General features: G+C 71.3%; 7 protein-coding genes, 1 tRNA gene, 1 other RNA gene and 2 pseudogenes. 9 read left to right on the top strand and 2 right to left on the bottom strand.

Going from position 1 to position 12791, the window contains the following annotated elements; genetic code table 11:
* The first annotated feature begins 366 nt into the window (after positions 1 to 366).
* Positions 367 to 906: a MarR family winged helix-turn-helix transcriptional regulator gene (locus ACLZOT_RS37560; protein WP_416973629.1), complete on the top strand. Its 540-nt coding sequence runs from the start codon at positions 367 to 369 to the stop codon at positions 904 to 906.
* Positions 907 to 1162: 256 nt separating this feature from the next.
* Positions 1163 to 2311: a hypothetical protein gene (locus tag ACLZOT_RS37555; RefSeq protein WP_416973628.1), complete on the top strand. Its 1149-nt coding sequence runs from the start codon at positions 1163 to 1165 to the stop codon at positions 2309 to 2311.
* Positions 2312 to 2644: 333 nt separating this feature from the next.
* Here ACLZOT_RS37555 and ACLZOT_RS37550 read toward each other — a convergent pair whose 3' ends face one another.
* Positions 2645 to 3628 (bottom strand): hypothetical protein, encoded by a 984-nt coding sequence (locus tag ACLZOT_RS37550; protein ID WP_416973627.1) that lies wholly within the window; start codon positions 3626 to 3628, stop codon positions 2645 to 2647.
* 147 nt (positions 3629 to 3775) lie between these two features.
* Here ACLZOT_RS37550 and ACLZOT_RS37545 point away from each other — a divergent pair.
* A pseudogene (locus ACLZOT_RS37545) lies at positions 3776 to 3883 on the top strand (IS5/IS1182 family transposase); the annotation flags it as partial.
* A 15-nt stretch (positions 3884 to 3898) separates the two neighbouring features.
* A pseudogene (locus ACLZOT_RS37540) lies at positions 3899 to 3997 on the top strand (IS5/IS1182 family transposase); the annotation flags it as partial.
* A gap of 296 nt (positions 3998 to 4293) precedes the next feature.
* Here ACLZOT_RS37540 and ACLZOT_RS37535 read toward each other — a convergent pair.
* Positions 4294 to 4381 (bottom strand) — tRNA-Ser (locus tag ACLZOT_RS37535).
* A gap of 98 nt (positions 4382 to 4479) precedes the next feature.
* Between ACLZOT_RS37535 and ffs the strand changes: the two genes are divergently transcribed.
* From ffs to ACLZOT_RS37510, 5 genes are all read left to right on the top strand, one after another.
* Positions 4480 to 4576: signal recognition particle sRNA small type (ffs, locus tag ACLZOT_RS37530), an RNA gene on the top strand.
* 79 nt (positions 4577 to 4655) lie between these two features.
* Entirely contained in the window at positions 4656 to 6854 is a 2199-nt protein-coding gene (locus tag ACLZOT_RS37525) for a DNA polymerase III subunit gamma and tau (protein ID WP_416973626.1), read from the top strand.
* Positions 6855 to 6939: 85 nt separating this feature from the next.
* Positions 6940 to 8193: a phosphoribosylamine--glycine ligase gene (gene purD, locus ACLZOT_RS37520; protein WP_416973625.1), complete on the top strand. Its 1254-nt coding sequence runs from the start codon at positions 6940 to 6942 to the stop codon at positions 8191 to 8193.
* Between the two features lie 345 nt (positions 8194 to 8538).
* Positions 8539 to 10824, top strand: a complete 2286-nt coding sequence (locus ACLZOT_RS37515; RefSeq protein WP_416973624.1) for a hypothetical protein — start codon at positions 8539 to 8541, stop codon at positions 10822 to 10824.
* A 204-nt stretch (positions 10825 to 11028) separates the two neighbouring features.
* Positions 11029 to 12747, top strand: coding sequence for a N,N-dimethylformamidase beta subunit family domain-containing protein (locus ACLZOT_RS37510; RefSeq protein ID WP_416973623.1), 1719 nt, complete (start codon positions 11029 to 11031; stop codon positions 12745 to 12747).
* Positions 12748 to 12791: the final 44 nt, after the last annotated feature.

Below are 12791 nucleotides of genomic sequence, written 5' to 3'. Positions count from 1 at the left end.
CCGGAACCGCGTTCCGCTGATCGCGGCTCCGGGGTCTCAGGGGTCTGAGGGATCTCAGGGGTCTCAGGACGACACGGCTAGGACTTTCGGCCCCACCCGTGCCAGGACGCCACGGACGCGGCGAACCCGGCGCCGAGCAGGGCGACGGTGAGTGCGCAGAGGAAGGCCGCACTGATGTCCGGCATGGGGGGTCACTCCTCAGGACGACGGGGGTCACATGAAGCCCGGGGAAGACCCCGGGAGGCTTCGTTGCTTGAGTTAGGCAACCACAATCGAGTTACTTAAGTCAAGCAACGATTGGATCTTGCTTGAGTTACGCAAGCATCTGTACGCTGAACGGATGACTCGACGACGTGGACGGTGCACATGACGCAGACAGCCGAGATGGCCGAGACGGCCGAGACAGCCGGACCGGCGCCCGCGATCCCCCTCGCGACGGACTCCCTCCCGCACGTGATGGACATCGAACAGGCCCTCAACCGCGTCACCTACCTGGCCGGCCGGGCCCGCCAGCACGAGCGCCTGATGGAACGCGCCGGCCTCACCCTCGACCGCGCCTCCGTGGCGATCCTGCGCTTCATCTCCGAGAGCGACCCGCTGCGGCCCGGCGTCCTCGCGGTGCGCCTCTCGGTCGAGGCGTCCCATGTGACGCGCCAGCTGCGCCAGTTGGAGGCGGCCGGCTTCGTCGTCCGAATCCCCGACCCCGACGACCGCCGGGCGCAGCGCGTCCAGCTCACCGAGGCCGGCCTCGCCGCCGTACGGCGTATCCGCGAGGTGAGCCGGCAGGGCATGGAGGTCGCGCTGACCCGCTGGACGCCCGGTGATCTGGAGCGGCTCGCGGACCTCTTCGACCGGCTGGTCTCCGACTTCGTCACGTACGCGGAGGCGGAGCTGCCGGGGGAGTGAGCGCGCCGGGCCGCGGCGTCGCCGTACCTCCGGTGTGCCACAGCGCGGCATGCTCATCGCGGGATCCTCTCGGGGGGCTCCACCCGCATGGGGGTCGGGTGGAGCACGTCACAGGCTACTTGCACTTTCAAGATCTGGTGGGGCGGTGTGACGCCCGCCATGAACCCCCACCCCTTTTCGGCCATCTCTAGTAGGGGCCCCTGCCGTACTCCTCGTACGAGCCGGGGCGAGAGGGCCGAGAAGGAAGAGACGACACGTGCCGGTCATCGGTCAGCGGACGCACCTCGTGCTGCTCGCCGCCTGGACGCTGCTGTGGTTCGCCGTCGTCGAACCGCACGGCGGGTTCTCCTGGCACTACCTGCGCACCGGCGGCGAACTGATCTACGGCGGCGCGGGCGGCGGCCTCAACCTCTACGCCCACCACCCCGAACTCCAGATGGGCCCGGTCAGCTTCCTCGTCGCGGGCCTGTTCAACCCCTTCCCCGAAGGCACCGGCCAGTTCCTCGCCGCCGCGCTGATGTCCCTGCTCGGCCTCGTCATCCTCGTCCTCGTCGGCCGCAGCGCCGCCTGGCACCTCCTCGGCACCGGCACCAACCACCAGCGCCTGCGCCAACGCGTCCTCGTCGCCGGGCTCGCCTTCATCCCCATGTGGATCGAGGTCGCGGTCCGGTTCGGGCACCTCGACGACGTCCTCGCCCTCTTCTTCACCACCCTCGCCGTACGCGCCCTCACCCGCGGCAACGCGGCCCTGACCGGCGCGTTCCTCGCGCTCGCCCTCGACTCCAAACCCACGGCCCTCGCCTTCCTCCCCCTCCTGCTCGCCCTCCCCCGCCGTGACTGGCTGCGCGCGTTCCTGTGGTGCGCGGCCCTCGTCGCGGTGGCCTGGCTCCCCTTCTTCGTCGGCGCACCCCACTCGTACGCGGCGGCCCAGTTCACGATCCCCGTCCAGCCGGCCTCCCCCCTGCGCTGGCTCGGCGTGGGCGCCCCCGACACACCCCCCTGGGGCCGCCCCGCCCAGGCCGCCCTCGGCCTCGCGCTCGGCTGCCTCGCGGTCGCCCGCGGGCGCTGGCCCGCCGTCGTCCTCCTCGGCGCGAACGCCCGCATCGCCCTCGACCCCAGCGTCTACACGTACTACACCGCCTCGGTCCTCCTGGGCACCCTCCTCTGGGACACCATCGGCCAACGCCGCCTCATCCCCTGGTGGACCTGGATCGGCCTCCTCACCCTGTACGTCCCGGTCCTCACCACCCTGGACGACCCGGCCCGGGGGCTGCTGCGGCTGGGGTTCGTGGTGGTGTCGACGGTGTACGTCCTCTTCCGGCCGGTACGCGACCGGCGGCGCGGACGCCGGAGGTCAGCGCTGGGCCAGGAAAGCGGACCTGTTCCTGGACCCCCGCCGACGTAGGGTGAGGAGACCTTGCGGGCGAGGTGACCCCGCATCGGCCGTTGTCACGGGGAGCCGGAGGCCAGTCGAGTTGGCCCTCGACACCCCGTAGGGTCGGGGTCTGCGCAGGAGCACCAGTACACATGCAGCAGCATTTTTCATGCGGTTCACGTACTCCTTGTGTGCCTGAACGGCCGTCCATGTCTGGGCGGAATCCCTGATAGCGCGCCGTCTCAGTCTGCGGTCGGGCCGCAAGAACCTGTTTTCCATTGCTTGCCGTGGCCCACAGCGGTACTGGCGACGCCGTCCCTCCAGGATCTCACGAAGAGCAGAATGCGGGACCGACTCCGCTCACTAATTGTCGCCGACATGGGAAGCGCCATTTTCCACGTCGTCCGGGTGCACGATGGAGTCCTGAATACCCAAGACATGCATCAGAGACTTGACCGACACGACTCGGCTGTTGCCGATCCATAGTACCCTGAAAGGGAGGGAGCCGTCCTTGGCCATTTTTGATGCTTTCGACGTCGAAAAGTCGACGATGGCGGCAGCCTCGTTGAAGCCGATGTGTTGCGGCAGGAGATCGGAGATTCGGTAATAAAGATTCCTTCCGTCGACCCACGATCGACCCATCTGTGCGGGAGTGATGGCGGGTGAATCCTCCTCCCTCCGGCAGCCGCTACGGAGTTTTACGTGAAAGACCACGACGTGGTCCATGATTCCCATCCGCTTGAACAAGGCCCCCGCCCGCTCCCCACGGATCCGCTCATCTGCGTCTGGATCCCGCACCGTGCGGGCATTGATGATTGACGAGGCCCGCATTCCGGAATCGCCCTCATGTGTGATTTCGGTGGTGAAAAACTCGGTGCATGTTTCCGAACTTCCGACTGTCACCAGGTCGCGAGCGGCGGTGAACGCACTTCTCATCATGATGTCCAGAATTTTCCTGGAAGGTGTTCCGCCCTCCATGGAAAACCATGTCTCCAGGGCTCCTTTCATCATCGCCGACCTGATGTCAGAGACCTCGTAGTGCCATTTAGTTGCCAACTCTTTCGACCATCCATAAAAATATGGAGTCAGTAGATCCAGCAGGACCATCAGCCATTTTTCTCGATCCTTCCGATTGCCCTCTCGCGCCAAAGTGCTAACCGATTCCCAGATGCGCAGGCTTGCTACAGTTTTCGATCGACCGAGATGGATTTTTTTCTGCAGGGCATGATATGTGGGATGGCGCTTTACTGCGCACGCCTGAACGTCGCCGACATGTGCGCAGATGGGTTCCCCTCCGCAGTCGCGCAGAACTTGTTCGGAGATGAGGCTGAAGACATCATGCTGCATGGTTTTCCTCTCGTGCCGCCGTATCGGCTTGTGGAAAATCATGAGCCGAAGCGGTTGCACTTCGGGATCTTTATTGGGATCTAGCCCTTAACGAGTGAAATATGTTTGACAGTGCAGTGCCCTTTCGCAGGGGGCCCCGCCGGCCATCTGCCGAGCGCGCTCGACCTGCCCCATGCCCTTGTGGAGTGCGTCACCATGCCCGTCGTCGCCAGGGAGGACGATCGCTGCTGCAAGCTCCGTGCGTCTCGACGTGCGTGATCACTGATCTGGCGCGGCGTTGTCCACTTGAGGTCCTGGTGCAGCTTCCGTAGATCCCGCATCAGTTCCGATCGCATGACCGTCATCGACGCCACCCTGGAGCGGCAACGGGGCAGAGTGTCAGCAGTGAAAGCCCCAGCGCGAACGCCTGGCACCCAAGCTCTTGTGTGGCGAGCTCTGCCGGGTCAGGCGCCCCACCAACTTGGATGAGTGGGAGCCTGGGGCAGTCGCCCGCGTGCGCGCTCGGTACATGCACGTGACGGGGACCATGCTCCGCAAGGTCGCGCAGCAAGTCCGCGACGGTCTTGGGGAGCTTCCGAAAAGGACTCAGAGGCGAACTGAGACGGACAACGTCGAAGGGCCCCACCTCGCGGTGGGGCCCTTCGACATCGTGCCCGGTGAGGCACTGGCGGAGGATACGAGATTCGAACTCGTGAGGGGTTGCCCCCAACACGCTTTCCAAGCGTGCGCCCTAGGCCACTAGGCGAATCCTCCGGTCGGAACATTACACGACGTCGGAGGGTGGTTGCGAACCCGTTCGGGGGAGGGGAGAGAGGGGGGAAGGAGGGGGTGGGGGATCGGGTAGGCTGGGGGACAGCCCCTCACGCGGCGCTATCTGACTGAACTCCCCCAGGGCCGGAAGGCAGCAAGGGTAGGTCGGCTCTGGCGGGTGCGTGGGGGGTCTTCGCGTTGGTGTGCGGGACCGCTGTGAGCGGTCGTTCCCGCCGCGCGGCCCGGTTTGTCAGTGGGCGCCTATAACCTCGTAGGCGTGTCGTCTCTCGCGCTGTACCGCCGTTATCGCCCGGAGTCGTTCGCCGAGGTCATCGGGCAGGAGCATGTGACAGACCCGTTGCAGCAGGCGCTGCGCAACAACCGGGTCAATCACGCGTACCTGTTCAGTGGCCCGCGCGGCTGCGGGAAGACGACGAGCGCGCGGATCCTGGCGCGGTGCCTGAACTGCGAGCAGGGGCCGACGCCGACGCCGTGCGGGGAGTGCGAGTCGTGCAAGGACCTGGCGAGGAACGGCCCGGGCTCGATCGACGTGATCGAGATCGACGCGGCGTCCCACGGCGGTGTGGACGACGCCCGTGACCTGCGCGAGAAGGCGTTCTTCGGCCCCGCGCGCAGCCGCTACAAGATCTACATCATCGACGAGGCCCACATGGTCACGTCGGCGGGGTTCAACGCGCTGCTGAAGGTCGTCGAGGAGCCCCCGGAGCACCTCAAGTTCATCTTCGCGACGACGGAGCCCGAGAAGGTCATCGGCACGATCCGCTCGCGCACGCACCACTACCCCTTCCGCCTGGTCCCGCCGGGCACGCTGCGCGACTACCTCGGGCAGGTGTGCCAGAAGGAGGCGATCCCGGTCGAGGACGGCGTCCTGCCGCTCGTCGTGCGCGCGGGCGCGGGTTCCGTACGTGACTCGATGTCCGTCATGGACCAGCTCCTCGCGGGCGCGACGGCCGAGGGCGTGACGTACGGCATGGCGACGTCCCTGCTGGGGTACACGGACGGCTCGCTGCTCGACTCGGTCGTGGAGTCGTTCGCGACGGGCGACGGCGCGGCGGCCTTCGAGGTCGTCGACCGCGTCATCGAGGGCGGCAACGACCCGCGCCGCTTCGTCGCCGACCTCCTGGAGCGCCTGCGCGACCTGGTCATCCTCGCGGCCGTGCCGGACGCCGCGGAGAAGGGCCTCATCGACGCCCCCGCGGACGTCGTCGAGCGCATGCAGGCGCAGGCCGGCGTCTTCGGCGCCGCCGAACTCAGCCGCGCCGCCGACCTGGTCAACGAGGGCCTGACGGAGATGCGCGGAGCGACGTCCCCGCGCCTCCAGCTGGAGCTGATCTGCGCGCGCGTCCTCCTCCCCGCCGCGTACGCCGACGAACGTTCCCTGATCGCCCGCCTCGACCGCATCGAACGAGGCGCGAGCTTCGCGACACCCCCCGCCGGACTCCCGGTGAGCTACGAGCCGGCCTCCGACGCCCACATGCCGGCCCCCCAGGGCGGCGGCGCGGCCGCGGCGAGGGCGGCGGTCCGGGGCGGCCCGACACCGGGTACGGCACCCCAGGCGCCCCAAGCACCCCAGATGCCCCCGGCACCCCAGATGCCCCCGGCACCTCCGGCGCCCCCGATGCCGACGCCCCCCGCACAACCCCAGACCCCCGCCGCGTACGCCCCTCCGGCGCCACCCCAGCCCCCGGCCCCGTACGCCGCTCCCGCCCAGGCCCCCGCCCCCGAGCCCACCGCCCCCGGCGGCTGGCCCACCCCCGCCCCCACCGGCGCGGGCCGCAAGCCCGGCGGCTGGCCCACCGCCGCGAACCCCGGCAGCGCAGCGCAGCGCCCCGCGCAGACGCCCGCCGCCTCGGCGCCCCCCGCCGACCAGGGCCCCGGCTACACCCCTCCCACCGGCGGCCTCGACCCCCGCATGCTCTGGCCGAACATCCTCGAAGCCGTCAAGACCCGCCGCCGCTTCGCCTGGATCCTCCTCAGCCAGAACGCCCAGGTCACCGGCTTCGACGGCACGACCCTCCAGCTCGGCTTCATCAACGCGCCCGCGCGCGACAAGTTCACGAGCAGCGGCAGCGAGGAGGCGCTGAAGCAGGCGCTGGCGGAGCAGTTCAACGCGCAGTGGAAGATCGACGCGGTGGTGGACGCGGGCGGGGCCGGAACCCAGGGCGCCCCCTTCGGCGCCCCCCAAGCCCCCCCGGCGGGATACGCGGCCCAGCCCGCCCCGGCGTACCAGCCCCCGCCCCCCCAGCAGACCCCGCCCCCGGCCCCGGAATACCACCCCCCGGCCCAGCCGGCCCCCGCCGCAGCCCCCCCGCCCCCGGTCCACGACATCGTCGCCCCCGAGGACGACGTCCCCGAGGACGACGACCCGGACCTGAACGAGTCGGCGCTGTCGGGCCACGAGCTGATCGTGCGGGAGCTCGGGGCGACGGTGATGGAGGAGTTCACGAACGAATAAGAGGGGACGGCCACCCCCGGGCCCAGGCCCTTGGAGGAACGCACAGCCCCCCGAGCCCCCCACGTTCAGCGGTTACGCTGACTCCGTGAACGTCCTAGTCATCGGAACCGGCGCCCGCGAACACGCCCTGTGCCGCTCCCTCTCCCTCGACCCCGCCGTGACGCACCTGGCCTGCGCCCCCGGCAACGCCGGCATCGCGGAGGTGGCCGAGCTGCACCAGGTCGACGCCCTGGACGGCGAGGCGGTGGCGGCGCTGGCGCGGAAGCTGGACGCGGACCTGGTCGTCGTGGGCCCGGAGGCCCCCCTCGTCGCGGGCGTCGCGGACGCCGTACGCGCCGCGGGCATCCCGGTGTTCGGCCCCTCGAAGGAGGCGGCCCAGCTGGAGGGCTCGAAGGCGTTCGCGAAGGAGATCATGGCGGGCGCGGGCGTCCCGACGGCCCGCTCCTACGTGTGCACGACCCCGGAGGAGGCCGCCGAGGCGCTGGACGCGTTCGGTGCTCCGTACGTCGTGAAGGACGACGGACTCGCGGCGGGCAAGGGCGTCGTCGTCACGAGCGACCTGGCCGTGGCGAAGGAGCACGCGGCGGCCTGCGAGCGGGTGGTGATCGAGGAGTTCCTGGACGGCCCGGAGGTCTCCCTCTTCGCGATCACGGACGGCGAGACGGTCGTCCCCCTCCAGCCCGCGCAGGACTTCAAGCGCGCGCTGGACGGCGACGAGGGCCCGAACACGGGCGGCATGGGCGCGTACTCCCCGCTGCCGTGGGCGGACCCGAAGCTCGTCCAAGAGGTCCTCGACACCGTCCTCCAGCCGACGGTGGACGAACTGCGCCGCCGTGGCACCCCCTTCTCGGGCCTGCTGTACGCGGGCCTCGCGATCACCGGCAGGGGCGTACGGGTCATCGAGTTCAACGCCCGTTTCGGCGACCCGGAGACGCAGGTCGTCCTGGCCCGCCTGAAGACCCCGCTGGCCGGCGTCCTGCTCGCCGCCGCCAACGGCACCCTCGCCGACCTGCCCCCCCTGCGCTGGAGCGAGGACGCGGCGGTCACGGTGGTGATCGCCTCCCACAACTACCCCGGCACCCCCCGCACGGGCGACCCGATCACCGGCCTCGACGAGGTCACCGCCGAGGACGCCCCCCACGCGTACGTCCTCCACGCGGGCACCCGGCGTGAAGGCGCCGACATCCTCAGCGCCGGCGGCCGGGTCCTCTCGGTCACCGCCACCGGCGACACCCTCACGCACGCGCGCGACCGCGCGTACCGGGCCATCTCCCGCATCATCCTGGACGGCTCCCAGCACCGCACGGACATCGCGGCGAAGGCGGCGGCCCAAGCCTGAGCATCGGCTGAACCTCGGCTGAACCCTCGACTGAACCCGAAGGGCCCCGCATCCGTCTGCTTGGATGCGGGGCCCTTCTCCTGCTCCACGGCCCCGGAAATCCGTCAGCCGATCCCGTGTTCCCGTCAGCCACCTCTCCCCAAAGCCATTCCATCGAGTGACCGTCGAGCCATCCGGCTGACGGGGCTGCCCGCCCCAACTAGGGTGCGGCCCATGTGTTCAGGCGCCTGCCGAGGTTCCGGCACTTGGCCCACCGGCATTGCGATGTCAGTGGCGGGTGCCACAGTGGGGGAGTGAGCAGAGGCAGGCGGAAGCGAGCGAGCCGGGAGGGGGAGTGATGCGGGCATGAGCGGCGGTTCGGTCGGTACGGAGGCGGGTGTGCGGGCCGCGCGAGCCCGGGCCCTCGCGGTCCTGCGGATGCGCGGGCGCGCGCTGGGCGCGGCCCTGCTCCCGGCCGCGGCGGCGGTGATCCTGCTGGCCGGGAAAGGCACCGGCCACCTGGCCGGCCCCGGCTGGGACTCGGCCCGCTGGATCGTCTCCGGCGTCGCCGTCGTCGTCCTCCTCGCCACCGCCGCGATCGCCCTCCTCGTCGCCCGCGCGCGCCCGGCCCTCAGCCCGACGGTCCCGATCCCCGAGTCCGCCGCGCCCGACCTCTACCGCCTGGTCCGCGACCTCGCCGACCGGCTCGACGTCCCCGCGCCCTCCGCGATAGCCCTGACGCCGGACTGCGACAGCTGGCTGGAGGACCGCACGCACCGGGCGCACGGCACACCGCAGCCGCCCCGGCGCGACGAGGTCGCGGACACCCGCGGGCCTGGGCGTACGGCGGCGGCGCCCGTCCTCGTCATCGGCTCCCCCTTCCTGTGGTGGATGCGCGTCGGCGAACTCCGCGCGGTCCTCGCCCCCGTCGTCGCGGGTACGGGCCCCTCCGCGCACCCCGACATAGCCGCCGCCCGCCGCTTCGTGCGCGGGCTGGACGCGGCGGTCGCGGTCGCCGCCGGCCGCTCCCCCCGCCTGCTCTTCGCGGGCGCCGGATACGTCGTACGACTCCTGCTGCGCGGCTGCCGGGTGCACGCGGCGGAGATGGAGCGGGGCGTCGCCGCTGCCGCCGCCGAGCGCGCGCAGGCCGTCGACTACGGGCTGCGGATCGTCGCCCAGGAACAGGTAGGCCTCGCGTACGCGGGCTGGGACCGCCTGCTGACCCGGGTCGCGCTCCCCGCGTGGCGCATGGGCCGCTGGCCCTCCCGTCTCGACGCGGGCGTGGTCGCCGCCCTGACGGAACTCTCCCGCCGCGACCGTCTCGCCGAGGGCTTCGCCTCCCGCCTCGGCGAACGCCCCGCCTGCGACCTCCTCGAAGAACCCGGCACCATCGACGAGGCCACCTCCCTCCTCGCCGCCCGCCTCTTCCACGGCGGCCCCGCCGAACCCGGCCCCGACTGGTCCCCCGTGACCTGGCAGGACTACCCGGACGAGGTCGTGGACCGCAAATGGCGCACCGACGCGGCCCGCCTGCACCGCACCCTGGACGCACTGGGCGTCCGCCGCACACCGGGGACGAACAGCGACGCGCACGCGCCGACACTGGCGCGGGTGCTGGAGCACCTCACGGAAGGGGAGCCGGGAGCGGAGTACGGAGGGCGGGCCACCGTCGAGCGGGACGGCGAGGACCAGGGGGCTGACGAGCACGACGCCGGGGCGGGCCTGGAGGTTGAGGCGAGGCAGGGGGCTGGTGAGCGGGGTATCGGCGCGGGCCGGGATGCCGCCGGGCGGGACGCTGATGCCGGGCTGGACGCCGGGGAGCAAGGCGTCGGAGAGAGAGATGCCGACCTGGACGCTGATGCGGGTTGGGCGGCCGGCGAAGGGAATGCCGGTGTGCGAGACGTCGGCGCGGGCCGGGATGCCGCCGGGCGGGACGCTGATGCCGGGCTGGACACCGAGGCGGGCCGGGCGGGCGGCCAAGGCGATGCCGGTGCGCGGGACTCCGATGCAGGTCCTGGCGCTGGCGAGCGAGATGCCGGTGCACGGTCCGGCGCCGGTCAGCATGATGCCGGTGCACCTGTCGGCGCCGGTGAGCTACGCGTCGATGCAGGGCTGGACGCCGGTGCGCCCGACCCCGCCCAGTCCCCCCGTACCGCCCCCGACCAGGACCCGCCCACCCCCGACCCCTACACCGACGACGACCTCCGGTACCTCGACGACGCCGACCTCTACCCCGAGGACCCGCCCGCCCTCTCCCCCCGTACCTCCGCCCTCGCCGCCCGTCTCAGCGCGGAGCTCGCGCGTGACGAAGCCGCCGCCCCCCGCCCGGCGCCCGGCGCCACCCCGGGCCCGGACACGGCGCTCTGGGACGACGCGGCGCTCCCCCTCTTCCCGCTCCAACCGCCGCGCACGGAGCGGGAGTTGCTGGCCGATCACGTCACGGCGATGGTCTGCTGCGCGGCGATGGACACGGCGGGTGCGGCGCCGGGCCTGGACTGGCTGGACGGCCCGGTCCTCCTGATCGCGGGCGAGCGTGCCCCTGACCTGACGCCCCGGGTGCTGAGCCTGGTGGAGGACGGCGACCCCGACCCCCTCCGCGTCTGGCTCGTGGAGCTGGGCATACGCCCGGAGAAACCCCTCCGCCTGGTCTGAACCACTGGCACGCACCGGGCAGCAGGGCCTCACCTGTTCCGGAGGTGCGGATTCCTCTTCACGTCAATCCGCAACGAATAGTGACTATCTGCGCGCGTTATGTGATGTGCTGGGACCGATCGGCCCCTCGGGCAAGGGCAAGTGACATAGGACAAGCGGACCGCGCGAGGCACGACCACGGGGGCAAGCGGGAGGGGAGCGACGATGAGCAGGGAAGCGGAAGAGGGCCGCGCACTCGACCACGGGAACCCGCCACCCGACCACCACGAACCGGCACCCACCCACGGGGACCCCGGCCCCGACCCCGCCCTCGGCCACGAGGTCCCGGCACCGGGCCGCCCCGCCCTCGACCTCGGCCACGAGGATCCGGCACTTGGCCACCCCACTCCCACCCCAGACGACCCCACCCCCGAAGAGCTCCCCGCCCCGCCCCCGCCCGGCACCCCCACCCCCCGCTGGCAGTCCGGTGCCCTCGCGCACGCCGTCTCCGACCCCTTCGCCCTGGGCCCCCTCCCCTGGCTGCGCGGCAGCGAGACGTACTTCGAGGACGGCCGCATCGTCCCCTGGTACGTGGACCCGACCCCCCAGCACACCCCCCGCGTCCCACCCCCCAGGGACAAGGAGTTCCCCACCGGCGCCCCCCGCTCGGCGGACGACGTACACCGTCAGATCAAGGGTTTCACCTCCCCCGGCGCGGTCACCCCCGGCGAGGCGATCGACTTCCACATCACGGTCGACCCGCCCCAGCGGTTCACGGTCGACGTCTACAGGATCGGCCACTACAACGGCGAGGGCGCGGCGAAGATCACCACGAGCCCCCGCCTCTCCGGCATCGTCCAGCCCCCACCGCTGACGGCGGACCGCACGGTCTCCTGCCACCACTGGTGGCTCAGCTGGCGCCTCCAGGTCCCGACGTACTGGAACGTGGGCGCGTACGTGGCGGTCCTGACGACGGCGGACGGCTACCGCTCGCACATCCCCTTCACGGTGCGGGACACCCGCCCCGCGGACCTCCTCCTGCTCCTCCCGGACGTCACGTGGCAGGCGTACAACCTCTACCCGGAGGACGGCAGCACCGGCGCGAGCCTCTACCACGCGTGGGACGACAAGGGCCGCCTCCTCGGCGAGGCAGACGCGGCGACGACGGTCTCCTTCGACCGCCCGTACGCGGGCGCGGGCTTACCCCTGCACGTCGGCCACGCGTACGACGTCATCCGCTGGGCGGAGCGCTACGGCTACGACCTCGCGTACGCGGACGCACGCGACCTGCACGCGGGCAACGTCGACCCCACCCGCTACCGGGGCCTCCTCTTCCCGGGCCACGACGAGTACTGGTCGGCCAACATGCGCCGCACGGCGGAACTCGCCCGCGACAGCGGCACCTCCCTCGTCTTCCTCTCCGCGAACACCATGTACTGGCAGGTGGAGCTGGGCCCGTCCCCCTCCGGCGCCCCCGCCCGCCTGCTGACCTGCCGCAAGAGAAAAGGCCCCGGCAAGTCTCTGCTGTGGCGCGAGATCGACCGCCCGGAACAGCAGCTCCTCGGCATCCAGTACGCGGGCCGCGTCCCCACCCCCCGCCCGATGATCGTCCGCAACGCCCACCACTGGCTGTGGGAGGCGACCGGCGCGCACGAGGGCGACGAGATCGAGCACCTGGTCGCGGGCGAGGCGGACCGCTACTTCCCGCGCACCCCGCTCCCCCTCCACGAGGAGCGCGTCCTGCTGGCCCACTCCCCGTACGACAACACCGCCGGCACCCGGCGCCACCAGGAGACGTCCCTGTACCGCGCCCCCTCCGGCGCCCTCGTCTTCGCGTCGGGCACCTTCGCCTGGTCCCCGGCGCTGGACCGCCCCGGCCATGTGGACGCCCGGATCCAGCGGGCCACGGCGAACCTCCTGGACCGCATCTGCAAGCGCGACTGACCCGCCGACCGGGCCGAAGACCGTATACGGGAGAATCGAGGCAC

The sequence above is a fragment of the Streptomyces sp. 4F14 genome, assembly GCF_048159485.1.
In the GTDB taxonomy this organism is placed as follows: Bacteria; Actinomycetota; Actinomycetes; order Streptomycetales; family Streptomycetaceae; genus Streptomyces.
The sequence above is the reverse complement of the archived record's forward strand: the minus strand, read 5'-3'. Positions and strand labels throughout refer to the sequence as shown.